The sequence below is a fragment of the Aquimarina latercula DSM 2041 genome, assembly GCF_000430645.1.
In the GTDB taxonomy this organism is placed as follows: Bacteria; Bacteroidota; Bacteroidia; order Flavobacteriales; family Flavobacteriaceae; genus Aquimarina; species Aquimarina latercula.
The window spans coordinates 86,868-113,104 of record NZ_AUMK01000012.1 but is presented as its reverse complement, the minus strand read 5'-3'; the positions used below and the strand labels follow the sequence as shown (position 1 = coordinate 113,104).

Genomic DNA, 26,237 nt, shown 5'->3' with positions numbered 1-26,237 from the left:
CTAACGTAAATTCTTAACTAACTCAATCTATTTATGCTAACAACAAATACTTCGTGTAATGTTGCTTCATTAAACATCTATTCCCCGACAAACTCAAATCCTTGGAATAGACAAAAAGTTAATCATTTGTACAGAAGACTTGGTTTTGGTGCTACTCCAGAAATGGTGAATAATGCGCTCAATCAAAACCCTTCTGACCATATTGATAGTCTTATCGATGAAGCTTTGAACCTTAATCCAACTCCAGCACCGGCTTGGGGCTATTGGATAAAAGATGACTTTGACGCAAGACCAGAAAACCCTTTTGAATACAGAAGAGATTGGAAAAATCAAATGGTGGCAGATATGTTTCAGAATAATCTTAGAGATCGTCTAACTTTATTTTGGAGTAATCATTTTGTAACAGAAGATAATACATATCAAAGCCCTGCATATATGTTTCAATATTACAATTTACTACAACTTCATTCTTTGGGGAATTTTAAGGATTTTGCAAGTGATATGGGACTTTCTTCGGCTATGCTTATCTATTTAAACGGATATGAGAACACGAAAAATAGACCCAATGAAAATTATGGACGAGAGTTATATGAACTCTTTGCTCTAGGAGTAGACAATGGATATACTCAAAATGATATTGTTGAAACTGCAAGAGCTTTAACAGGTTGGAACGAAAGAGAAGAACGTTGGGGTCCAATTACCTTTGATGCTAACAAATTTGATAGTGATGATAAAACAATTTTTGGTCAAACTGGAAATTGGGATTATTATGATGTAATTAGAATTTTATTTGAGCAAAGACCACAACAAATAGCAGCATTTATTTGTGGTAAACTCTATCGCTACTTTATTAGCCCAGCAACCAACGAAACTATTGTCAATCAACTAGCTCAAACTTTTTTAGATAATAATTTTGAAATAGCTCCTGTACTAAGACAACTGTTTAAAAGTGAACATTTTTTTGACCAGAAAAGTTTAGGTGTTCATATTAAAAGTCCTGTTGATGTACAAATCAACTTTTTTAAAGACTTAGGTTTTGAATTACCCGCGGATTTCGAATTTAACAACAAAATACGTGGAGGATGTCAAGAATTGGGACAAGAATTATTAAAACCAGTTGATGTTGCTGGTTGGCAAGGAGATAAAGATTGGATAGATTCTAGTACAATTACTACAAGGTGGGATAGAATTGGTTGGTATCTATGGAGAGCTTGGAGGCATAACGAAGAGCAATTTAGAGTAATCGGCAAGGCTGTAAGTGATGAAAACTCTAATGATGTTGAGTTAGTATCTCGACAAATTATGGATAATTTTTTGTCCAAAGAGCTTATTAGCGCTACAGAATATAGCCAAGGTTTAGAAATTTTTAAAGATCAAGTTCCTGAAAATTATTTTGAAGATGGCACTTGGAATCTTGATTGGGAAACTGCTCCCAAACAGGTCTATAGCCTTTTACAATTTCTAATAACAATCCCTGAATTCCAACTTAAATAATAACATCATGTGCGATACTCATTATAAAAATTTCACACCAAAATCTGGTAGCTGTAATAATCAAGAACATAAGAAATGGAACCGTCGTTCATTTTTACAAGCTCTAGGAATCGTTGGTGGAGGTACTATGGCATTTGCTAACACCGCTTTGTCTGTATCAAAACCTTCTCCACTATCCGCTGCTCTAAATGAATCAGAAAATGATAGAGTCCTAGTAATTGTAAGACTTAAAGGTGGAAATGACGGATTAAACACAGTAATCCCAATCAATCAATACGACACATATGCCAATGCACGCCCTAACATAAAGATTCCAGAAAATCAATTATTCAACCTTAATGATGATTATGGAATGCCGAATTATGCTAATAAATTTGAGAAATTATGGGGAGATGGTCAGATGAAAATTGTGCATGGAGTAGGATATGAACAAAGTGCATTATCACACTTTACAGGCTCCGATATTTGGGCAACCTCTGATGTAACCGATCAAGAAAGTTCTGGTTGGATGGGAAGGTATTTTGAAAACCTATATCCAGACTATCTATTAAGTCCTCCAGATCGCCCTGCAGCTATACAGATAGGAAGTAGTGGGAATCTTATATTTAATGGAGACCAAAACAATTTTGCTTTTTCTGTAGCCGATCCAAGAAAACTTTATGAAATAGCTCAGAATGGATCTCTTTATGACCTAAGTAATCTTCCTGATTGTACACATGGAGAAAAAGTAGGTTATCTAAAAGGAGTGGCAAATACTACATTTACATATGCAGGAGTAATTAATGATGCTTATGAAAGCACTTCTGATTTCGGAAATTATCCTGACAATAGATTATCACAACAATTAAGTGTTGTTTCTCGTCTTATAAAAGGAAATTTAGGAACCAAAGTATATTTTGTTACTTTAGGTGGTTTCGATACCCACAATGACCAATTAAATAGGCAAGAAGAATTGATGACTCAATTATCAGAGACTATGTCTTATTTCTATGATGATCTTAAAGATGCTGGATGGGATGATAAAGTAGTTTCCATGACAATTTCAGAATTTGGAAGAAGAGTAAAAGAAAATGGCTCTCGTGGAACAGATCATGGAACTGCGGCTCCTATGATGCTTTTCGGAACAGGATTAGATGGAAATGGTTTTATAGGAGATCATCCTGATTTGTCAAATTTAAATAATAACGGGAATCTATATAATACCAATGATTTTAGACAAGTGTATGCTTCTATTATGAAGGAATGGTTATGTATAGACGGTAATATTGTTGATCAAACTCTTTTAGGTCAGCAATACGATCCATTGGATCTTGGTTTTGGCTGTAATAGTTTAGGTACAGATGAAGAAATCCCAACCTTCGAAAATTTCGGTCACACAGTTACGTATACAGATAACCAATCATTTCTTCATATTACCAATGCGCAGGCTGGTCATGTAAATGTAGATCTTTATAGTATGAGTGGGCAAAAAATAGCAAACCTAAAAAATGAAATGCTATTAGAAGGAGAACATGTAATAAACGTAAAAGAAGCCGCTCAAACTAATCTATCCGAAGGGTTTTATGCTTATAGAATAACTAAAGGCAAAAAACGATATAGCAAACCCGTTATGATCTTATAACAATTTTAATACAACAAATTATTTTAAACAGTATCAGGATTATTTCTTGATACTGTTTTTCTATTAAAAAGAATGTTATTTCTAATTAAACCTAGTCAGAGACACTAATATAAAAGCATAAAATAAGATTAGTATTAATTAGATAAAGCTTTCTTATTTTATATAAGTGTTTATTACCTTTGTGCCTCATTTTTATAAGCATTATGAGCGCACCTAAGAGATATACAATTACATCAGCTTTACCATATACAAATGGCCCAATTCATATCGGGCATCTTGCAGGAGTTTATGTTCCTGCAGACATATATTCTAGATATCTTAGAATTACGGGAAATGACGTGGCCTTTATTTGTGGTAGTGATGAACATGGTGCCGCCATACCAATGCGCGCTAAAAAAGAAGGAGTTTCTCCTCAGGTAATTATTGACAAATACCACGCAATCATTAAAAAGTCTTTTGAAGATTTCGGAATTACCTTTGATAATTATTCTAGAACCTCTGCTCCTATCCATCACGAAACGGCTTCTGATTTTTTCAAAAAATTATATGAAGATGGAAAATTTATTGAAGAAACCTCAGAACAATTATATGATGCAGAAGCAGATCAGTTCCTTGCAGATCGTTTTGTAACTGGTACTTGTCCAAAATGTGGATACGAAGAAGCTTATGGAGATCAGTGCGAAAACTGTGGTAGTTCACTGAATGCAACAGATTTGATAAATCCAAAATCTACAATTTCTGGGGCAAAACCGACATTAAAACAAACCAAACACTGGTTTTTGCCATTAGATCAATATGAAGATTTCCTTAAGGAATGGGTACTAGTAGGTCATAAAAAAGACTGGAAAACCAATGTATATGGTCAAATCAAATCCTGGGTTGATGATGGATTAAGACCAAGAGCAGTAACTCGTGATTTAGATTGGGGAATCCCTGTCCCGGTAGAAGGAGCAGAAGGAAAAGTGCTATATGTTTGGTTTGATGCACCGATTGGATATATTTCTTCAACTAAAGAATGGGCAGCAAGAGAAGGAAAAGACTGGGAACCTTATTGGAAAGACAAAGACACAAAACTTGTACATTTCATCGGTAAAGATAATATCGTATTTCACTGTATTATTTTTCCAAGTATGTTAAAGGCAGAAGGAAGCTATATTTTACCAGAAAACGTTCCTGCAAATGAATTTTTAAACCTTGAAGGAAACAAACTCTCTACTTCTAAGAATTGGGCTGTTTGGTTACATGAGTATTTAGAAGATTTTCCAGGTAAACAGGATGTGCTTCGCTATGCACTAACCGCAAATGCTCCAGAAACGAAAGATAATGACTTTACTTGGAAAGATTTCCAAGATAGAAATAACAACGAACTAGTTGGTAATTTTGGAAACTTTATCAATCGTATTGTTGTGTTAACGAATAAATATTACGACGGTATCATTCCTGAACCAAATGAATTGTCTGATGTAGATCAACAAACCTTAAAAGAACTAAGAGCTTATCCTGATGTTATCAGTAGCTCTATTGAGCGCTATAGATTTAGAGAAGGTTCACAAGAATTATTAAACGTTTCGAGATTAGGTAATAAGTACTTAGCAGATGAAGAACCTTGGAAACTTATTAAAACAGATCCTGAGCGTGTTAAAACCATTATGTATGTTGGTTTACAAGTTGCTGCTGCTTTAGCTACTTTATCAGAACCATTTTTGCCTTTTACATCTCAAAAATTAAAGAATATCCTTGCTATCAATTCTGATGACTTAAAAACCAACTGGAATGATATTTCTACAAAAGAAGCACTTCTTCCTGCCAATCATAAGATTGAAAAAGGCGAACTATTATTTTCCAAAATTGAAGATACTGATATCCAAAAACAGCTAGATAAATTAGAAGCTACTAAAAAAGCAAACCAAGCCGAGAACAAAACCGTAGAACCGCAAAAAGACACAGCTACTTTCGAAGATTTCACTAAAATGGATATGCGAGTTGGAACTATTGTAGAAGCTGAAAAAATGCCAAAAGCAAAAAAGCTGTTAGTATTAAAAGTAGATACTGGAATCAATACTAGAACGATCGTTTCAGGCATAGCAGAACACTTTAAACCAGAAGACCTAATTGGTAAAAAAGTGACTGTTTTAGTAAATCTTGCTCCTAGAAAATTAAGAGGTGTAGAAAGTGAGGGGATGATCCTAATGACTGAAACTCCTGATGGGAAACTAGTATTCTTAAATCCAGATCAAGAGGGTGTCAATCCTGGCGCTATGATTAGCTAATGTTTGAATACTTTTAACTACTTGAATTTTCTTCAATATCTTTTCTGAGGTCTAATTTCCTAAAAGCTGGAGAAACGATAGAAGTAAAAATAACAGTTAGTAATGTCATACTACCGCCAAATACAACGGCTGTTACTGTGCCCATGTATTTGGCAGTAATACCACTCTCAAAAGCTCCTAATTCATTTGAAGATCCTACAAACATGGAATTAACAGAAGAAACTCTCCCTCTCATATGATCAGGAGTTTTAAGTTGTAATATTGTTTGTCGTATCACCATTGAAATTCCATCCGTGATTCCGCTAAAAAATAATGCTATTACAGAAATCCAAAAAACAGAAGAAACACCAAAAATTATAATACTAACTCCAAATCCAAAAACAGCTAATAACAGTTTTATACCTGCTTTTTTATTAATCGGAAAATATGCAGTGGTAAACATAATTATAAAGGCCCCTACAGCAGGAGCAGCCCTTAGAACACCAAAACCTTGTGGTCCTACTTTAAGAATATCCTGAGCAAAAACAGGTAATAAGGCAATAGCACCTCCGAAAAGAACAGCGATCATATCTAAAGTAAGTGCCCCTAAAACCGCTTTGGTCTTAAAAACAAACGTTAACCCTTCTTTCAAACTCTTAAATATAGGTTCACCAATATTAGGATTCATTATTGGTTTCTTAGGAATCCTAAACAAACAAATGAAAGCTATTAACGCCCAACCAACAATCACTAACATCGACCAATGCACATCAATAAAACCTATTGTAAATCCAGCAAGTGCTGGTCCAGCAACGGCTCCTATTTGCCAAGTGGAACTACTCCAAGTGGCAGCATTAGGGTACACCTTTTTAGGAACTAACAACGCTAACAAGGAAAACAAAGTAGGACCTAAAAAAGCTCTAACAATACCTCCTAAAAAAACGAGAAAATAAATTCCATACAAAATAGTAGATTCAGCCAAAGAACCTGAAATACTAGGCCACGTTAATAGTAACAAACCTAAACTAATTCCCAAAAATCCTAAAATACACGTAAGTAGTAAGCTTTTCTTCTCTTTTTGATCAACAATATGACCTGCAAATAAAGCCAAAGATACTGCCGGGATAACCTCCATTAAGCCAATAATACCTAAAGAAAGTGGATCTTTTGTAAGACTATATACTTGCCATTCGATTACTATAAATTGCATAGTCCACGCCATAACCAGTGACAACCGTATTAATAAAAAAATTGTAAACTCTTTATATCGTAATGCTGAGTAAGGATCATTTTTCATCAAAAAGGTAATTGGTTGTTTAGCAAAGATAGTATCTTCGTATTCATTAAGTAAATGATTAATGCCTTATCTAAATGCTAAAAATAGCATACCATCCTATATACAAACATCCGTTACCAGAAGGGCATCGTTTTCCGATGATCAAGTATGAGCTATTGCCTAAGCAATTATTACATGAAGGTACTTGCAATCAAGAACACTTTTTTATCCCAGAAATACCTGATTCTAAGCCTATCTTAGCAGTTCATACCACAGAATATTATCAAGAACTTACTGAGCTTACATTAGATCGAAAAGCGATACGTAAGATTGGTTTCCCGCTATCGCAGGAGCTCGTTGATCGAGAAGTGATTATTGCTGATGGCACTATTAAAGCTTCAGAATATGCAATGAAGTACGGTATAGCTATGAACATCGCTGGAGGAACACATCACGCTTACAGTAATCGTGGCGAAGCTTTTTGTTTATTAAATGATCAAGCTATTGCTGCTAGATATTTATTACGACAGCAAAAAGCAAAGAAAATACTAATCATAGATCTTGACGTGCATCAAGGAAACGGCACTGCAGAAATATTTAAGAATGATCCAAATGTATTTACATTCTCCATGCACGGAGCAAACAATTATCCTTTTAAAAAAGAACAGTCTGACCTAGATATTCCACTTATTAATGGAACAGAAGATAAAGACTATCTAAAAATTCTGAAAGAAACACTCCCTAAACTTATTAAAACACAAAAACCCAATTTTATATACTACCTCTGTGGAGTTGATATTTTAGGCTCCGATAAATTGGGTAAATTGGGGTGTACTATAAAAGGCTGCAAAGAAAGAGATCGATTTGTAATACAAACTTGTAAGGATCATTCTATTCCGATAATGTGTTCAATGGGTGGAGGATACTCTCCAGATATTAAGACTATTATTGAGGCGCATGCTAATACCTTCAGATTAGCGCAAGAAATCTATTTCTAATACAAACAAAACTTGCAAGTTTTTAATAATATAAGTTTTATACTACACCTCCTTATCATAGTATACCTACAAACGAAAAATCCATGTAACAAATTCTCATTTAACATAAAGTTTTAGTGCATAAAACTTTAAAAATCAATACCATTAAAAGCTTTTTAATAAAAATGATATTTATCAAAAATAGAATCAATAATGAAATACTAAAAGTTTTTACGCAATCGTTATAGCTGTTATACAAATCATAACTAAGCTTAACTAAAATGAAAAAAATTTACATCCTATTTCTGATGACAGTTTTAATGTCATCAAAATACGTTATTTCTCAAGAAGATTGTCCCGGCAATTGGTTAACTGTAAACGGCAACAAATTATTAGATGCCGATGGTAACGAAGTAATACTAGCAGGTGTTAACTGGTTCGGATTCGAAACACAACTCAGTAGTTTTCATGGAATCTGGTCTCGAGATCATAAAAGTGTACTACAACAGTCTAAAGACCTTGGTTTTAATTGCTTTAGAATACCTTGGCATAATATGATGTTAAGAGATGGTGCTTCAATAAACATTGGCTCTTATGGTTCTGATCCTTATACCGGAGTAACACCTATGAATGAAGAAGAATCAACTTTTACAACTCCATTAGAGCTATTAGATAGAACAATCCAATGGTGCCAAGAAAACGATATGAAAGTAATCCTAGATTGTCATTCTAGAAACCCTGATGCATACCTCGTTGAAAAATTATGGTATACCGATAATGTACCCGAACAACAATGGATTGATGACTGGGTGTTTATAGCAGATCGTTATAAGAATTTTGATGCCGTTATCGGAATGGATATTAATAATGAACCAAACGGTAAAATTGATAATCCAGAAGGTGCTAGATGGGGAACTAATGATGCTTTCGACTGGCGATTAGCAGCCGAAAAGTGTGGTAATGCTATCCTAGAAGTAAACCCAAATGTACTAATCATGGTTGAAGGGATTGAAGCATACACAAAACCAGATGGTACAGAAACATCATATTGGTGGGGAGGAAATCTGCAAGGAGCCAGAGATTACCCTATTACGTTAAGTAATCCAAATAAATTGATGTATTCACCTCACGAATATGGTCCTACCGTATTTGAACAGGAGTGGTTTTCTGCACCAGATTTTCCTGATAATATGCCGGGAATCTGGGAAGAACAATTTAACTTCTTAAATACAAACGGAACTTCTCCTCTACTCGTTGGAGAATTAGGAATTAAGGGGCAAGGAGGATTAGATGAAATCTGGTTTGCCAAGTTTATAGATTTTATCAAAGAAAAGAAATTACACTTTACGTTTTGGGCATTAAATCCTAATTCTGGTGATACTGGAGGTATTTTGGCTGATGATTGGAGCACAGTAGTGCAATGGAAAATGGATTATTTACAGCCCATTTTATCAAATCCAATCCCTAATTGTTCTGCAGGTAACGTATTAGCGGTAGATGATCTTTCTGATATTTCTTTTAGCGTATACCCAAATCCAGTATCTCAAACATTAAATTTCAACTTTAAACAGGGTAGTATTAATTCTATCAGTATTTATGATCTTAATGGCAGAAAAGTGGATCATATTGCACAAGAAATTTTATCTTCTGATAGCTATTTATATGATGTTTCTAAACTAACTGCTGGAGTATATCTTTCTAAAATCACTATTACTAACTCCAAAGAAACGTTCACTAAAAAAATAATCATTCAATAATAGATCTTTTATCATATCCAATAAAAAATGGAGTATACTAATTAGTGTACTCCATTTTTTTAACCCCTATATTATCCATTTACAAACGATTAAATCGGATTATTGTATATTGCTATCAAATAATACTTTATGCAAAAAGACTGTCCAGAATGTGGTGAAAAAATTATTGGTCGCGCTGACAAAAAATTCTGTAGTGATTATTGCAGAAATGCCTTCAATAATAAACTTAATAAGGATAGTAAAAACTTAGTACGAAATATCAATAACCGCCTTAGAAAAAACTACCGCATTCTAGAGGAACTCAATCCAAAAGAAAAAACAAAAACTACCAAATCAAAGTTAATTGCTAAAGGGTTTGATTTTCAATTTTTCACCAGTATTTATACTACAAAAGTTGGAACAGTATATTACTTCGTTTATGATCAGGGATATCTTCCTTTAGAAAACGAATACTATGCTTTAGTAAAAAGAAATAACTAATATGTCTTTTTTAAAACTTCAATTAATGGCTATAGGAGATAGTGGATTCTTTTTCATTTTTCTATTCGGCATTATCGTTTTTTTTATTCTATCTCAAGTTTATAGTAAGAAAAATAGGATGCTAAGGAAGTTAAAAAAACACTCTTTTAAAAAAATCCCTCTTTGTAAAGAAAACGAATACATTAAAGTTAAGGGTAAAGCTTTACCTATTGATCAACATTTAATTTCGCCTATTGGAAAAAGAGAATGTTTGTATTATAAAATTCAGGTAGAAGAAAAAAGAAGTAATGGAAAAAACAGCTCTTGGAGAACAATCATTACCGAAGAAAAATATCAAAATTTCATTCTAGAAAGTGACGGAAATAAGGCAATTATTGACACAAATATCCCGAAAAAAAGTAAAATCACATACCTCGATCAAGATGTTGAATACACTTCTGGAACTTGGAAAGATGCACCTGCTTTTTTAGAAAAGTTCCTTCAATCTCATGGAAAAGAAAGCACAGGGTTTTTAGGCTTTAATAAAAGTATTCGTTATAAAGAAGGAGCGATAGAAATAGGTGAAGAGATTACAATATTGGGTATAGGAAATTGGAAAGAATCCGATCATAACTTTGACCGATATTCTTCCAAAAGTATGTACATATCAGGTGATAGCGAACATAAACTTATCATTACTGATCTTTCTAAAGCAAAAAAATCAAAAAAAACGACTTAAACTTACTTATACGTCTCTCCAGTTTTGGCCTTTCATCTGTAAAGCTGCTTTCATAACATCTTTTTGACTTATCTGTCCTACTAACTTACCATTTTCCAATATTGGAAAACGCCTTCTTTTACTCTCTAAGAATTTATTAGCAGCATCAAAAATACTAATATTACCGTCTATGGTATCCACATTTTTTGCCATAAACCTTTCTACATTAGCATCGTCAATTGGCATATTGTAATAACGACTTTCGTTTAGTTGTTTAATACAATCTCCTTCAGAAATAATTCCTAACAATTCATTTCGTTCATTAACTACTGGACCTCCAGAAATTTTATGTTTTATTAAGGTTTCCATCACTTCCATTACAGATTGTTCTGGAGAAAAAGTGATCAAGTTTCTGGTCATGTAATCTGAAACTTTAATTGGAGTATTATCCTGCTTTTTTACCTTGGTTCTCGCGCCCTGAAAACTTATAATTCCCATAATAATAGTGATTTAGTGAATCTTAAATATAGTCATTTTCAATTACTTATTCAATAGCATTTTAACATTTACGATGGTAAAATCTGATTTTATTACCTTTATCAAAATTATTCGAATCATCAAAATTTAGATATTTCCTAAAAAAATATGGTTCGCGTAAACTATCTTAAAGGATATTAAACAAATGAGGGAAATAAGAATCAATTTGACAAAAGTGAGTTTATTTCTATTACTTATTAAAAACTTGTCTTCTTCTATTCAAATCTTAGACGATATACTTTTATCTAGACTAACAAAACAAACTAAAAACTGATGAAAAAAATTCTTTCAGTAATCACGTTCATATGCATTCTTTTATCTGTATGGTATACCTTTTACAGTAGTATGCCTCAACAAATATCAGGTTTGGACACACCAGAACAAGAGTTCTCTACATTAAGAGCATTAGAGCACGTTAAAAAAATCTCTAAAAAACCACATTATTTAGGAAGCTCAGGGCATGAAGAATCAAAAAACTATATCCTAGAAGAACTTAAAAAATTAGGTTTATCTCCAGAAATTCAAGAAGGATTTTCCTTGGGCGATAAAGGGACAATGAGTAAACCCCAAAATATCATAGCAAAAATAAAAGGTGCCAAACCTGGAAAAGCTTTACTCTTATTATCACATTACGATAGTAGTCAACACTCTTCTTATGGTGCGAGTGACGCGGCAAGCGGTGTTGCGACCATTTTAGAAAGTATTAGAGCATATTTAAGTCAAAATAAAACTCCGACTAACGATATTATTATTTGTATTTCAGATGCAGAGGAATTAGGGCTAAATGGTGCAGATTTATTTGTGTCGGAACACCAATGGGCAAAAGATATCGGATTAGTACTTAATTTTGAAGCTAGAGGAAGTGGAGGAAATTCTTTTATGTTAATGGAAACCAATGGTAAAAATGGTAAAATGATTGAAGAATTCATCAAAGCCGACCCTAAATTCCCTGTAACAAACTCTCTAGCCTATAGTATTTATAAACTACTTCCTAACGATACGGACCTAACCGTTTTTAGAAAACACGGAAATATTGAAGGGTACAATTTTGCTTTCATCGATGATCATTTTGATTATCACACAGCAAATGATACTTGGCAAAACCTTGACCTTAACACATTACAACATCAGGGTAGTTATTTAATGCCATTACTAACCTATTTTTCTGATGCTAATATTTCTAACCTAAAATCAGAACAAGACTTTTTATATTTTAATATTCCAATATTCAAAATCATTAAATATCCATTTAAATGGATTTATCCTCTACTTGGAATAGCCATTTTTCTTTTTATTGGACTTATTGTCTATGGAAAGGCAAGGTTTCGTATTAATTTTAGTGAAGTAGGAAGTGGATTTTTAGCATTTATTATTTCAACAGGATTAGCCGGAGTACTTGGTTTTGGGCTATGGAAATTAGTGCTAATAATATACCCAGAGTATCACGACATATTACATGGATTTCCATACAATGGATATTACTATATAGCTGGAGCTATATTCCTTGCTATAGCAGCATTTTTTAAAGTATACAGTATCTTTAATAATGTAGAAGAACTGCCAAGTATATTAGTAGCTCCATTATTTTTTTGGATACTAATCTGCGGAGCTGCTGCTGTATATTTAGAAGGTGCAAGCTATTTTATCATTCCGGTATTATTATGTTTATTATGTCAATTTGTATTGATTAACCAAAAGAGACCATTTCCTTTATTGATGCTAATTCTATGTCTACCTTCTATTTTTATGATGGCACCTTTTATTGCGACTTTCCCTGTGGCCTTAGGATTAAAAATAACGTTTGCTTCTTCTGTACTTACAGTTTTATTATGTACATTATTATTACCAGTGATTGGTTTTTATACTAAGAAAAGTATGTTGGGTACAGTTGCTTTCGTAATTGCTTTAGCCTGTCTTGGTACATCTCATTTTAAATCAGATTTTACCAAAGAAAGACAAAAACCTAACAGTTTGGTTTACATCATACATGAGGACAATAACAAAGCATATTGGGCATCTTATGATCATACGCTAGACTCTTGGACTAAAAACTATATTGACCGCCTTAAAAACATTGCTAAAGATTGGAATCAAAACACTATCGAAAGTAAGTACAGTAATTCTTTTAACTATGTTAACGAAGCTCCTTTAAAAAACATTAGTTCTTCGAAAATAGAAACTTCTTTTGATAGTATACAAGGAGATACAAGAATTTTAGATTTATGCATACGACCACAGAGAAATATTAATAGAATGGATTTATTTATCCGAAAATCTTTTAAATTTAATAAGCTATCTGCAAATGGAATTTCTGCTAAAGATATAACTGGCAAAGATGGTTTTGTAAAAAACTCTTTTACTGAACGTACTGGTAATCGCTTACTGACGTATCATCTAAGGAATAATGAATCACTAGAATTAAAAATGGAATTTCATAAAGATTCAGTTCCAGAGATTGTTCTTTATGAATCTTCTTATGACCTGCTAGAAAACGATTTATTTTCTATTCCTAAGCGTTCTGAAACGATGATTCCAAAACCATTTGTATTAAATGATGCCATAACTATTAAGAAAACATTGACATTAGAATATGTCGAAAAAATCAAAGATTCCGCATCTTTGCAAACCAATCAATCTTCAAATCTATCAGAAGATAATGAACAAACAAATTAGTGTATTAGGAACTGGGTGGCTAGGATTATCTTTAGCCAAAGCTCTTTTAAAAGAAAACTACATAATTAAGGGATCTTCTACAACAGAAAGTAAATTAGACAACCTTAGAAATGAAGGGATTGACTCGTATCTGTTAGAAATAACTGAAAATGGGCCTAAGGGCAACACTCAGTCTTTTCTCGATGGAAGTGACATATTAATTATTAATATCCCACCAGGATTACGCAGAAATCCTGAAGGTAACTTCGTAGCTAAAATTAGAAAATTAGTTCCTTTAATTGAAACATCAACAATTAAAAAAGTAATTTTTATAAGCTCTACCTCCGTTTTTTCTGACGAAGATGGTTTCCCTCTAATTACGCAAGAAACTACTCCTAATGCTATTACAAATGCAGGAAAACAGCTAATAGAAGTAGAAAAACTATTACAAGAAAATAAAAAATTTCATGTTGTTATACTTCGTTTTGCAGGTTTATTTGATTCTAGAAGGCATCCGGCAACAATGCTATCTAAAAGGAAAAATATTAAAAACCCTCTAGCCCCAGTAAATCTTATCCATCGGGAAGATTGTATTGGAATTATCGAAAAAATTATCAAGCTCGACAAATGGAATAAAACCTTTAATGCATCTTACCCTGATCATCCTGAAAAATCGGCCTATTATAGTGCAATCTGTAAACAAATGGAATTACCCGTTCCCGATTATGATTTTGACACTCCGTCAAAAGGAAAAATTATTGATTCAAAAAAATTACAACACGACTTGCAATACAGCTTTAAAAGAAACCTGTATTTATTTAGTTAAGCCTGATAAATCTAAACGTTTGATTAAAGAATCAATTAATTGTTCTTGTTTATATGGATTAGGAAGTGTAAATCGATTACCAAATTTCATACGATGAAACCTTTCTAAATAAAATGAAAAACTACCGGGTTTAAGATCTTCATTTAAGTAAGCATTATACAAATAGGTAAAGTTTCTTTGCCTTGACTCAATGTTTCCTGAATGATGAATAACGATCCAGGGAGTTCCAGCCGCTAGTTCTCCTAGTGTATCTTTAGACGGGTGCCCATATTCCTGCAAATACAGTTCAATTTTTTGAAGATTAATTCGATCATTTTTAATCATCCGCTGTATCGCTCCCTTTTTCTCATCACTATCATACCCAAATTCTAGCTCTACTTCGGCAAGATTCTTACGAACTTTTTGATCTTGTAAATGTATTTCCTCTAAAAAAGCCATCTTCTCATCATTAGTATACAAAGACTTAACCTCAAGAACAATTTCTTTGCTTATTTTATCTTCCTTATTACAACCTAATATTAATATAAAGATCAAGCAATATATAACCTTATTCATGATACTTCTTTAATATTGAAACCCTAATCTATTTCAAAAACTAAGGTAAATTATATTGTTTATCGAATTTTGAAGTGTAATATTTACCTAAAAAAACTGAAAAATTGCTTGGTCCTAAATCTCCATGCTTATATGCTTTATAGAGATGCTCAAAATTTCGCTCTTTAGATGCTAAGTTTCCTGAATGATGAATTATAATATAAGGAGTTTTTGCTGCCAAATCTCCATGCACTGCAGCAGATGGATGGCCATACTTTTTTAAATATAATTCAATTTTTTGTAGATTAATTTTATTAGTTTGTAACATCAATTGAAAAGCTTCTTTTCTTTCTTTACTATCATAACCATATACCATTTCAATATCATTAATCTGTTTACGCATCTTCCAATTCACTTGCTGTATTTCTTCTAAGAAAAACCTTCTTTCATCATTTGTAACCAGACCTTCTACTTCTCGCATAATATCCTGACTTACTGCATCCTTTTCCGTACAACTAGCTGATAGGATAAGTAGGACAATTAAATAGAATATAATTTTATACATTGCATTCGGGGATTATCTAAAAACTCCAAATATTAAGCTATTTGGAGTTTTAGCGTTTAACAAAATTTTACCTATAGCGTATCATAATATGCCACCAATCTAACTAAATCCACTTCCTTCTTAAAGTTTAAACCTTCTTTATTTATATAACTTTTTAACTCACTTTGTTTGCCAGGAAAAGATTTTACAATCTTTCTTTTATTCATTTTAAGATGCACCATCTTACCATCAATCTCGATATAATATTTTTCATGATCCATAAACTTAGCAGGCGAATTTACTCCATAATTATATAAATCATTTAACTTAACGTATCATCTATTAATTAATGTCTTTAGTTCGAAAAATGTTACCACAAAAAACATTCCTTTTCAAAAAAAAACTCCAAATCAATTGATTTGGAGTTTTCCTCTTGTTTATGTATGTACTTAATAAACTATCCTTTCAAGCTTGCTTTTAGATATTCTCGATTCATACGTGCTATATTCTCTAAAGAAATACCTTTAGGACACTCTATCTCACAAGCACCTGTATTCGTACAATTACCAAACCCTTCTTCATCCATTTGATTTACCATAGCCATTACACGTTCAGTCGCTTCTACTTGTCCTTGTGGCAACAATGCATATTGAGATACCTTTGCTGATGTAAATAACATCGCAGAAGCATTCTTACAAGCGGCTACACAAGCTCCACAACCAATACAAGTTGCTGCGGCAAAAGCATCATCTGCATTTTCTTTATTTACTGGAATAGCATTCGCATCTATAGTGTTTCCAGAAGTATTTACCGAAATATAACCTCCAGCATGTTGAATTCTATCAAAAGCACTTCTATCTACCATTAAATCCTTTACGACAGGAAATGCCTGTGCTCTAAAAGGTTCTATAAAAATAGTATCCCCATCATTGAACTTTCGCATATGTAACTGACAAGTAGTAACTAATCTATCTGGTCCATGAGGTTCTCCGTTAATCTGTAAAGAGCAAGCTCCACAAATACCTTCTCTACAATCGTGATCAAAAACTACAGGCTCTTCACCTTTGGTAATTAATTCTTCATTTAACACATCTAGCATTTCTAAAAAAGACATGTCTCCTTCAATTCCAGATATCGGATACTCTACTATCTTTCCTTTAGATTGAGCATCTTTTTGACGCCATATTTTTAATGTAAGATTCATAGCTTTTATTTATAAGAACGTGTTTTTAATTCAATGTTTTCAAATACTAAATCTTCTTTATGAAGTACAGCATCTTTAGGCTCCCCTTTGTATTCCCAAGCAGAAACATACTTAAAGTTTTTATCATCTCTCAATGCTTCTCCTTTTTGTTCTCCAGATTGTTCTACAGACTCTTCTCTAAAATGTCCCCCACAAGATTCATTACGGTCTAAAGCATCTTTGGCAAATAATTCTCCCAATTCTAAGAAATCTGCAACTCTTCCTGCTTTTTCTAACTCTGGATTCATACTATTAGCATCTCCAGGAACTTTTACATTTTTCCAAAAATCCTCTCTTAAAACAGCAATTTCATCAATTGCTTCTTTTAATCCTTTCTCATTACGAGACATTCCGCATTTGTTCCACATGATTTTACCTAATTTTTTATGGTAATAATCAACAGAATGCTCTCCAGATCCAGACATTAACTTTTCGATTCGATCTTTTACATCCTTCTCTGCTTGATCAAACTCTGGAGTATCTGTAGGTATTTTTCCTGTTCTAATATCATGTGATAAATAATCTCCTATTGTATATGGTAATACAAAATATCCATCAGCTAAACCTTGCATTAAAGCAGAAGCACCTAACCTGTTTGCCCCGTGATCAGAAAAGTTAGCTTCTCCAGCTGCATAGCATCCAGGAACAGTTGTCTGTAAATTATAATCTACCCAAAGACCTCCCATTGTATAATGTACTGCAGGATAAATCATCATTGGTGTTTTATAAGGATTCTCATCTACGATCTTTTCATACATCTGGAATAAGTTACCATACTTATCCTCTATTACTTTTTCTCCAAATTCCAATATCTGTTCTGCAGTTGGATTATGAATACCAGAAGTTAATGCTTTTTCTTTTCCGTATCGTTGGATTGCAGCCGCAAAATCAAGATATACAGCTTCACCTGTTTTATTAACTCCAAAGCCTTCATCACAACGTTCCTTTGCAGCCCTAGAAGCTACATCACGTGGAACTAAATTTCCAAATGCAGGATATCTTCTTTCTAAATAATAATCTCTTTCTTCCTCAGATAATTGTGTAGGTTTTAATTTACCTGCACGAATAGCCTCAGCATCTTCTTTTTTCTTTGGAACCCAAATTCTTCCATCATTACGCAAGGATTCAGACATCAGTGTCAACTTCGATTGATGATCACCTGATACAGGAATACATGTAGGATGAATCTGAGTATAACAAGGATTTGCAAAAAAGGCTCCTCTCCTATGTGCTCTCCAAGCTGCCATTACATTACTACCCATTGCATTGGTACTCAAGAAAAATACATTTCCATATCCTCCAGTTGCCAATACTACTGCATGTGCAGAATGACGTTCGATTTCTCCGGTTACCAAGTTTCTGGCTACAATACCTCTAGCTTTACCGTCTATTTTTACAAGATCTAACATCTCGTGACGATTGAAAGCTTGTATTTTACCTCTATTAATCTGGCGATTCATTGCAGAATATGCTCCAAGTAATAACTGTTGTCCAGTTTGTCCTTTAGCATAAAAAGTACGAGATACTAATACTCCACCAAATGATCTATTATCTAACAATCCACCATATTCACGTGCAAAAGGCACACCTTGTGCAACACATTGATCGATTATATTTCCTGAAACCTCTGCTAATCTATATACATTTGCTTCTCTTGATCTATAATCTCCTCCTTTTACAGTATCATAAAAAAGGCGATAATTAGAATCTCCATCTCCTTGATAATTTTTTGCAGCATTAATTCCTCCTTGTGCTGCAATAGAATGTGCACGTCTTGGAGAATCTTGATAACAAAATGTTTTAACGTTATAACCAAGTTCTGCCAACGTAGCAGCAGCACTTCCACCTGCTAATCCAGTACCAACAACAATAACATCAATATTACGTTTGTTTGCCGGATTTACCAGGTTAATTGTATTTTTATGTTTTGTCCACTTATCAGCCAGTGGACCTTCTGGTATTTTAGAGTCTAAAATTGACATAATAGTGGTTTTAATGATTATGATTAAAATGAAGAACCAAGGATATGATTATAAATCCAAGAGGAATTATAATAGCGAACACTTTAGCAAACTTAGTCGCTCCCACAGAAAATTTATTATTAAAACCAACTGATTGAAAGGAAGACGCGAAACCATGCCAAAGATGTAATGCTAAGAAAACAAATGAAAGCACATATATTCCTGTGCGTACTGGACTTACAAATTTCTCTAAGAGCTCGTGATAATAACGAGTTGGATCTTCTGGTGCAAATTCTACATATTTATGAACCATTTCTGGAATCCAGAAATCATAAAAATGTAATCCTAAAAATGCTAAAATTACCAAACCTGAAAGAATCATGTTTCGTGACATCCAAGAAGCATTAGCCCCACCGCTATATTTTGCATATTTAACCGCTCTTGCATTTCTATTTTTTACTTCCAAAATAAATCCCATTACAAAATGGAAAACTACTCCAAAAATTAATACGGGTTGCAGCGCAAATTGAACCAAAGGATTTGTACCCATAAAATGAGACAACTCATTAAAAGTATCCGGACTAAAAATAGAAGTAAAATTGATCGTAAAGTGCTGTAATAAGAAAAATACTAAGAAAAGTCCCGAAAGTGCCATCGCAACCTTTCTAGCTATTGAAGATTTTATCAATCCACTCATTATTAAGAATGTTTAAAAATTTGATTAGCAAAAATAAGCTTCAAACTTGTTTTTAACAAGATTTTGATACAGTAATGCAGTATTTATAATGAATTAAAATAGAATTCAAATTTTGTTGAGGATTCATTACGAAATCGTTTGAAATATAGTGCTAACTTTGAACAAAAGACAATACTGCATTTTATAATCATATTAATTTTATCTCATGCGACACATACATTCCAAACTTCCAGAAGTATCCACCACTATTTTTACTGTTATGAGTAATATGGCAAATGAATATAAAGCAATTAATCTGTCTCAAGGTTTTCCAAATTTTGAAACGGATAGTAAACTAACGAATTTGGTTACTAACGCAATGCAAAAAGGATATAATCAATATGCTCCTATGCCTGGCCTGGTATCTCTTAGAGAAATCATTGCGGAAAAAACAAATACTTTATATAATAGTAATTATCACCCCGATACTGAAGTAACCGTTACTTCAGGTGCAACCCAAGCGATCTTTACTATTATTTCTGCTTTTATCCGCCAAGGAGATGAAGTTATAATATTTAAACCTGCTTATGATTCTTACGAACCTTCAGTAAAACTTTTTGGGGGTAAAGTTATTCCTGTACAATTATCCACTCCTAACTTTACCGTTGATTGGCACGAAGTAGCTAATAAAATTACTTCTAAAACAAAGATGATTATTATCAACACACCTCATAATCCTACAGGAACAATTTTATCCAAAGAGGATATGCTAAAACTAGAAAACTTATTAAAAGGCACAGATATTATTTTACTTAGTGACGAGGTATATGAACATATAATTTTTGACAGTCAACCGCATCAAAGTGTTGCCAGGTTTCCGGGATTATCCGAAAGAGCATTTATCACTTCTTCTTTTGGAAAAACATTTCATACTACTGGTTGGAAAATGGGATACTGTATAGCTCCTAAAGAGTTGATGGAAGAATTCAGAAAAGTACATCAATTTAATGTGTTCTGTAGTAATCACCCTATGCAATACGCCTTAGCCGAATATTTAAAAACTCCTGAAAATTATATGTCTTTACCTAATTTTTATCAGAAAAAAAGAGACTTATTTTTATCATTAATTAAAGATTCTCGATTTTCATACGTCCCAGCTGCCGGGACTTATTTCCAATTATTAGATTACTCCAATATTACGGATGAGGGAGATGTAACTTTCGCAGAAAGGTTAACAAAAGAATACAAAATTGCTTCTATACCTATTTCAGTATTTAATCTAAATCAACAAGATGACAAAGTACTTAGGTTTTGTTTTGCAAAAACGGATGATACTCTAAAAAGCGCTGCAGAAATATTGTGTAGTATTTAATCTTATCTTAATATATAAGCACTAAAAGCTCAATTTATAGAGTAACATTTTAACATAAAGTGTTACTTATATAAAATCTAAAATTATTCTGAGATGCATTTATGCTAATCATTTACTAAAAACAGAGCTTTATGAAAATTAAATTTATCCTTTTTATTACGATCACAGTCTTAACTTTTTTATCATGTTCATCATCAGATGACTCGTCACCTGAAAATAGTAATTATGCAATGACGGCTAAAATAAATGGAGAAGATTTCCAAGCCAATAATCCTTTTGGAAATAATGAACCGTCTAGCACAACTATTTTCAATTACTTCCCAAAAGAAGACTTTGTTTTATTAATTGGTCGAGAGGGAGGTGTTATAGGAGGTAAAGAAATTAAAATTTGGTTAAAAAAGAGTGATATTATAGTTGGTTCTTATGAAACAGGTCCTGAAACCTTCGACACCACACCTTCTCACTTTATCGACTTTTTAGACCTTACAAACGAAATAGATGAATCTACGAAAAATGGCACAATTGAGATCACGGAAGTAAATACCTCAACAAAGACTGTAACCGGAACCTTTTCATTTACAACAGTGGATGGAACCTTTGACCCTTCATCACCCATTGATTTCAATATAACCGATGGAACATTTAAATACATATATGAGTAAGAATCATCATTAAAAATTGAAAAAGTAAAGGTCAGTTACTTAGCTGACTTTTACTCAATTTTATAACTGGTTCCTATAGTAATACTAAAAAAAGGACTTTGCTAAAAATCAAACCTGAGCTGTATAATCTCAATTTCTTCTTTTTCTTTCTTTTTTTGATCTTTATTTCCGGTATTCAAATTAGACAAAGAAATTCCTAAAAGACGTACAGAATTTTTCATTTCTGACTGGTACAATAGTTCTTTCGATGTCTCTAATAAAATATCAGCGTCATTAACAAAATATGGTAATGTCTTACTCCGTGTCTGTAACGTAAAATCACTATATTTAATCTTTAGAGTAACCGTTCTTCCAGCAACTTTACTCCTTTTTAATCGTTTTTGTAATTCTTCGGCAATATTTTCTAAGCGTTCTAACATATATATCTCAGAGGATATATTCTCATTAAAAGTTCTTTCGGCAGCTAGTGATTTTCTTTCTCTATTCGGTTTTACTTCACTTAGATGAATTCCTCTGACTATATTATAATAGTGCCCTCCAGATTTACCAAAATGCTCAGTAAGGAATTCTTCAGATTTTGTTTTTAAATCCTTACCTGTATAAATACCCATCTGATACATTTTAGCTTGTGTAACCTTTCCTACTCCATAAAATTTTTTGACATCCAAATCTTCCAAAAAAACCAATACCTCTTCAGGATTTACAGTTTTCTGTCCATTTGGTTTGTTATAGTCACTAGCAACTTTTGCAATAAACTTATTAATAGATATTCCCGCAGATGCCGTCAATCCAACTTCTTCTAAAATGCGATGTCTTATTTCTTGGGCAATCAAAGATGCACTTGGATTCCCTTTTTTGTTTTCGGTAACATCTAAATATGCTTCATCTAAAGAAAGTGGTTCTACTAAATCTGTATAATCAAAAAATATCTTACGGATCTGCTTAGAAATTTCTTGATATCTATCAAACCTAGGTCTAACAAACAATAGATCAGGACATAGTTTTCTAGCCGTAAATCCAGGCATTGCAGAACGCACACCAAATTTTCTTGCCTCATAACTCGCTGCACTTACCACACCTCGTTTTCCACCACCACCAACCGCTAAAGGTTTTCCTTTAAGTTCTGGATTGTCCATTTGCTCAACAGATGCATAAAATGCATCCATATCAACATGTATTATTTTTCTATCGTTTTTCATTCTTGTACACTACAAAAATAGTAGTTATAAATCATTTAAAATAAACCACAACATACTGGCTATCAACTAAAATTACACGGTTTAACGAGTAAATATTTGACTCTTAAATACTTCTAAAAAATGATATTACTATATTTGTATAGATTTTATGAGATAAAAATAATATCTTGCTTTATTGATCCCAATCAATTTGAACTAAATTATATTTAAAAAATGAAAAATTACACCCTACTTCTACTCTTTGCATTTATCTGTTGTAAATCGGAAAGTAAATCTTCTAATGAATTAAAAGAGAATAAAACTAATACTACGCAGGTAGCTAAAGATTTAGATACTGAAACTAAAATCGTCAATACCATTATTGCTACCAAAACATATGTTGCTCAACAAAAAGATGCTAATGGTAGTTACTCTCAAAATTTGTTAATCTCCTGGATTTCTGACAACATCGTGGAATATACACTTACTTGGAACAATAATTCTTGTAAAAAAACCATCAAAGGAAGAGCCAATAGTATTAAACCAAAAAAAGAACCTTTTATGAGCAGCTATAAGGGAGTTTCTTTTGAAGTTACTAAATACAAAGACAGTAAATCTGATTATAGTATCTTGCTACAGTTAGATTCTACTAACAAAGACAAAGCGGTCGTAGAGTTAACTTCAACTGCTGATGGAGATAACGAAGATTGTAGACCAGAAAGTGTAGTTATGGTCGAACAAAAATAATTTTCTGTCAAATAAATACCGATACAGCGGATAAGTGAGTACAATGTTACTACCAAGTTTACTTATGAAATATTTATTCCTTAGGGGATATTAAACGATAACTGTAAAAGGTTCCTATTTCCTAAAAAACAAAATCAACATGTCCAAAACAGCGATCATACTTGGCGCAACAGGATTAACAGGAAGGATTCTTTTAGCATCATTACTTGATGATAGTCGTTATACTAAAATCAAATTGTTTTCGCGAAAAGCAATAGGCATTTCGCATTCCAAAATTGAAGAACATTTGATTAACGTACTGCAACTAAAATCAATCGCAGACAATTTTAAAGCGGACGAAGTATTTTGTTGTATAGGAACCACAAATTCAAAAACTCCAGATAAAGGTCTTTATCGTTCAATTGATTTCGGAATCCCTGTTACCGCAGCACAGCTTTGTGTTCAAAATAAAATTGAGACTTTTATTGTAATTTCTGCATTAGGTGCTGATAGTGATAGTAAAATCTTTTATAACCGTACCAAAGGTGAAATGGAAGAGACAATATTAGCATTTGAAATACCTAAAACACATATTTTACAACCTTCACTTATTAGCGGAAAAAGAAACGAAAAAAGAGCAGGAGAATATTTTTTCAAACAATTCATGAAGATTCTAAATCCTCTACTCTTTGGACCTTTAAAAAAATACCGTTCTATTCATCCTACAACAATAGCGTCGGCAATGATATGGTTAGCAAATAACTCTTCTGAAAAGAAAAGAATAGTTTCGGATGAAATACAAACAATTCACACTAAAAAACAGCTATAATTAGTTCACATACCGTATGCGTATGTTTCTAAGCCCCTATTATTACTGAGTATTTGTTTAAGCTTCTAAATTTGTTCAAAAAAGTACAAACAATTAAAAAATGACTAATTATGAAGTTATTCAAAAGCTTAATCTTATTTGCAAGCTGTTTATTTACACTAAATCTTTTTGCCCAATCTGACATTAAATCTTATGACTTTAAAAAAGGTGAAATTCTAGATATTCTATTATTAACTACTAAACCTGGAACCAAAAAAGACTTTGAGAAATACAAAAAAACAATCTTTCCTGTTGGCATCGAAAAAACCTACAAACCATTACCCGGTTTCGGTATTTCAGAAACAACTCAAGGCAACATACAGCCTTCTAATTTTATATTTGGTAAATGGAAAGATTTAAAAAATCGTGAAGAATTCATAGCTCAAATTGAAGGTATTGTTCCTGATTTTCATGTACAAAGAAGAAATATTTGGTCACTATTTAATTTAACATACTATGAAATGCCTCAAGACATTTCTTTCAAAATAGATAAAACCAAATACAATGTTGCCACTTCATACTGGAAAAAAGAGACCACATCTTTCAAGAAATTCAAGGAGCAATGGTTACAAAAATCATCAGCTAATGGCGGTAAGAAAATTATAGAACTCACAAACGGAAAATCAGTTGTAGGCTATTATCATAATCCTGATTTACTTGTTATTACTCAATGGGAAAGCAAGGCTGCATTTGATTCTTTTTATAAAGAAAATCTTAAAATGAATCATAAAGGTATCTTGCACGTAAATCAGTTTGTTTTAAACTAGTATATTAAACCCGAAAAAGATCTTGTTTATATGCAGACATTCCTAAATCAACTTGTCTATTTTGGATATTTTCAAAGCTTGTTTTTGCTGTTTATTTATATTTTTTCTAAAGACAAAAGAAAAAACATCAATAAGTACATAGCATTTCTGGTGTTTGTACTTTCCATTGGACTAACAGGACGCGTTTTGTATATATCAGGTTTTTTCGGTGATAATTATCGATGGGTTATTTTTTCAGAATTTTCAACGCTATTATTTGGAGCTACTATTTATCTCTTTACACGATCTAGTTTATTAAACCAACCTTTTTCGTATAAAGAATTACTTCATTATTTACCTGCTGTGGCATATAACATTGGTGTTACTATCGCATTTATAATACCATCAGATAAGATATTACAAACTAGAAATACAACAGGAGAGCAATTTAAAATCACTTTAGTCTTTATTGCGATAGGTTTACTATTCAATATTACATATTGGATTATGAGTCTCAGAATTTTTCTAAAATTTAAAAAAGACATTCAAAATGAGCTAAGTTATCATATCAAATCTCAGTTCTTCTTTAATTTTCTGATTGCGATAGGGATTTGTTTGATTTGTTGGTCCATCATGTTTATTAATTGGCTTCTAGACTTGGAGTTATTCAATAGAACAAGTTGGCAAGTTATCTGGATAAGCATTGCGCTAATAATATTATTTATAACTTTTTATGGTATGAAAGAACCTGATTTATTTAAAGTTCCTTCGCTACTAACGCCTAAAAAATACGCGCAATCTAAACTATCTAATTTAGAATTGGATAATTTAAAATCTAAATTGGAACATTTAATGATAGATAGAAAGCCTTACTTAAATAGAAAATTACTAAAATCAGAACTGGCTGAAATGCTTGGAGTAAGCAATCCAGAGATAGCTCGTTTATTAAATGAACGTATCGGGATGAATTTTTTCGAATATGTAAACTATTATCGAATCAAAGAATTTATTGCATTAGCAAAAACTGATCAAGCTAAAAACATGACCTTTTACGGTCTTGCGCAAGAAGCAGGTTTTAATTCTAAAACTACATTTAACAAATCATTTAAAGGTTTAATGGGTACTACACCAAAAGAGTACTTCTCAAATCTATAATCTTAT

24 protein-coding genes are annotated in these 26,237 nt (G+C 32.6%); 15 read left to right on the top strand and 9 right to left on the bottom strand.

The features are described from left to right. Positions 1-33 precede the first annotated feature (33 nt). From H526_RS0112365 to metG, 3 genes are all read left to right on the top strand, one after another. A complete protein-coding gene (locus tag H526_RS0112365) occupies positions 34-1,494 on the top strand; it encodes a DUF1800 domain-containing protein (RefSeq protein ID WP_027393287.1) in 1,461 nt (486 codons plus the stop codon). A gap of 7 nt (positions 1,495-1,501) precedes the next feature. After that, positions 1,502-3,115, top strand: coding sequence for a DUF1501 domain-containing protein (locus H526_RS0112360; protein ID WP_027393286.1), 1,614 nt, complete (start codon positions 1,502-1,504; stop codon positions 3,113-3,115). Between the two features lie 203 nt (positions 3,116-3,318). Continuing rightward, positions 3,319-5,385 (top strand): methionine--tRNA ligase, encoded by a 2,067-nt coding sequence (metG, locus tag H526_RS0112355; protein ID WP_035085458.1) that lies wholly within the window; start codon positions 3,319-3,321, stop codon positions 5,383-5,385. Between the two features lie 13 nt (positions 5,386-5,398). Here metG and H526_RS0112350 read toward each other — a convergent pair whose 3' ends face one another. Next, positions 5,399-6,664 carry an MFS transporter gene (locus H526_RS0112350; protein ID WP_027393284.1) on the bottom strand — a complete coding sequence of 422 codons (1,266 nt, stop codon included), beginning with the start codon at positions 6,662-6,664 and terminating at the stop codon, positions 5,399-5,401. Between the two features lie 71 nt (positions 6,665-6,735). Here H526_RS0112350 and H526_RS0112345 point away from each other — a divergent pair, with 71 nt between their 5' ends. The 4 genes from H526_RS0112345 (at position 6,736) to H526_RS29075 (ending at position 10,572) form a co-directional block, all read left to right on the top strand. After that, positions 6,736-7,638: a histone deacetylase family protein gene (locus H526_RS0112345; RefSeq protein ID WP_027393283.1), complete on the top strand. Its 903-nt coding sequence runs from the start codon at positions 6,736-6,738 to the stop codon at positions 7,636-7,638. 260 nt (positions 7,639-7,898) lie between these two features. Then, complete coding sequence (locus tag H526_RS0112340) at positions 7,899-9,374, top strand: cellulase family glycosylhydrolase (protein WP_027393282.1); 1,476 nt, start codon at positions 7,899-7,901, stop codon at positions 9,372-9,374. Between the two features lie 129 nt (positions 9,375-9,503). Further along, the gene (locus H526_RS0112335) at positions 9,504-9,854 is read left to right on the top strand and encodes a hypothetical protein (protein ID WP_027393281.1); all 351 of its coding nucleotides are present in this window, start codon (positions 9,504-9,506) and stop codon (positions 9,852-9,854) included. Between the two features lies 1 nt (position 9,855). Then, on the top strand, positions 9,856-10,572 hold the full coding sequence (locus tag H526_RS29075) for a hypothetical protein (RefSeq protein WP_027393280.1): 717 nt from the start codon (positions 9,856-9,858) through the stop codon (positions 10,570-10,572). Positions 10,573-10,578: 6 nt separating this feature from the next. Here the strand turns inward: H526_RS29075 and H526_RS0112325 are convergent, their stop codons facing one another. Further along, positions 10,579-11,049, bottom strand: a complete 471-nt coding sequence (locus H526_RS0112325) for a CBS domain-containing protein (protein ID WP_027393279.1) — start codon at positions 11,047-11,049, stop codon at positions 10,579-10,581. A gap of 312 nt (positions 11,050-11,361) precedes the next feature. On the opposite strand from H526_RS0112325, the gene H526_RS29070 reads away from it, so the two are divergent. Beyond that, on the top strand, positions 11,362-13,761 hold the full coding sequence (locus H526_RS29070) for a M28 family peptidase (protein ID WP_081415613.1): 2,400 nt from the start codon (positions 11,362-11,364) through the stop codon (positions 13,759-13,761). Then, the gene (locus H526_RS0112315; RefSeq protein ID WP_027393278.1) at positions 13,745-14,566 is read left to right on the top strand and encodes an NAD(P)H-binding protein; all 822 of its coding nucleotides are present in this window, start codon (positions 13,745-13,747) and stop codon (positions 14,564-14,566) included. The genes H526_RS29070 and H526_RS0112315 overlap by 17 nt, the downstream gene beginning before the upstream one ends. Here H526_RS0112315 and H526_RS0112310 read toward each other — a convergent pair. From H526_RS0112310 to H526_RS0112285, 6 genes are all read right to left on the bottom strand, one after another. Next, positions 14,555-15,121, bottom strand: a complete 567-nt coding sequence (locus H526_RS0112310; RefSeq protein WP_027393277.1) for a hypothetical protein — start codon at positions 15,119-15,121, stop codon at positions 14,555-14,557. The genes H526_RS0112315 and H526_RS0112310 overlap by 12 nt on opposite strands. Positions 15,122-15,161: 40 nt before the next feature. After that, positions 15,162-15,581 (bottom strand): hypothetical protein, encoded by a 420-nt coding sequence (locus H526_RS0112305; RefSeq protein ID WP_155839682.1) that lies wholly within the window; start codon positions 15,579-15,581, stop codon positions 15,162-15,164. Between the two features lie 155 nt (positions 15,582-15,736). Next, positions 15,737-15,925 (bottom strand): hypothetical protein, encoded by a 189-nt coding sequence (locus H526_RS0112300; RefSeq protein ID WP_027393275.1) that lies wholly within the window; start codon positions 15,923-15,925, stop codon positions 15,737-15,739. 176 nt (positions 15,926-16,101) lie between these two features. Beyond that, complete coding sequence (locus H526_RS0112295) at positions 16,102-16,848, bottom strand: succinate dehydrogenase/fumarate reductase iron-sulfur subunit (protein WP_027393274.1); 747 nt, start codon at positions 16,846-16,848, stop codon at positions 16,102-16,104. Positions 16,849-16,853: 5 nt separating this feature from the next. Next, a complete protein-coding gene (locus H526_RS0112290; RefSeq protein ID WP_027393273.1) occupies positions 16,854-18,869 on the bottom strand; it encodes a fumarate reductase/succinate dehydrogenase flavoprotein subunit in 2,016 nt (671 codons plus the stop codon). 10 nt (positions 18,870-18,879) lie between these two features. After that, positions 18,880-19,545 carry a succinate dehydrogenase cytochrome b subunit gene (locus H526_RS0112285; RefSeq protein WP_027393272.1) on the bottom strand — a complete coding sequence of 222 codons (666 nt, stop codon included), beginning with the start codon at positions 19,543-19,545 and terminating at the stop codon, positions 18,880-18,882. Positions 19,546-19,750: 205 nt separating this feature from the next. Here H526_RS0112285 and H526_RS0112280 point away from each other — a divergent pair, with 205 nt between their 5' ends. Together H526_RS0112280 and H526_RS0112275 are read left to right on the top strand one after the other, a co-directional pair. Then, positions 19,751-20,896 carry a methionine aminotransferase gene (locus H526_RS0112280; protein WP_027393271.1) on the top strand — a complete coding sequence of 382 codons (1,146 nt, stop codon included), beginning with the start codon at positions 19,751-19,753 and terminating at the stop codon, positions 20,894-20,896. A gap of 131 nt (positions 20,897-21,027) precedes the next feature. Further along, positions 21,028-21,558: a DUF6252 domain-containing protein gene (locus H526_RS0112275; RefSeq protein WP_027393270.1), complete on the top strand. Its 531-nt coding sequence runs from the start codon at positions 21,028-21,030 to the stop codon at positions 21,556-21,558. A 101-nt stretch (positions 21,559-21,659) separates the two neighbouring features. Here the strand turns inward: H526_RS0112275 and dinB are convergent, their stop codons facing one another. Further along, entirely contained in the window at positions 21,660-22,757 is a 1,098-nt protein-coding gene (dinB, locus tag H526_RS0112270; RefSeq protein WP_027393269.1) for a DNA polymerase IV, read from the bottom strand. Positions 22,758-22,970: 213 nt separating this feature from the next. On the opposite strand from dinB, the gene H526_RS0112265 reads away from it, so the two are divergent. From H526_RS0112265 to H526_RS0112250, 4 genes are all read left to right on the top strand, one after another. Then, entirely contained in the window at positions 22,971-23,483 is a 513-nt protein-coding gene (locus H526_RS0112265) for a hypothetical protein (RefSeq protein ID WP_027393268.1), read from the top strand. A gap of 139 nt (positions 23,484-23,622) precedes the next feature. Next, positions 23,623-24,291, top strand: a complete 669-nt coding sequence (locus H526_RS0112260) for an NAD(P)H-binding protein (protein ID WP_027393267.1) — start codon at positions 23,623-23,625, stop codon at positions 24,289-24,291. Positions 24,292-24,401: 110 nt separating this feature from the next. After that, positions 24,402-25,097 carry a hypothetical protein gene (locus H526_RS0112255; RefSeq protein WP_027393266.1) on the top strand — a complete coding sequence of 232 codons (696 nt, stop codon included), beginning with the start codon at positions 24,402-24,404 and terminating at the stop codon, positions 25,095-25,097. A 30-nt stretch (positions 25,098-25,127) separates the two neighbouring features. Further along, positions 25,128-26,231, top strand: a complete 1,104-nt coding sequence (locus tag H526_RS0112250; RefSeq protein WP_027393265.1) for an AraC family transcriptional regulator — start codon at positions 25,128-25,130, stop codon at positions 26,229-26,231. Positions 26,232-26,237 lie beyond the last annotated feature (6 nt).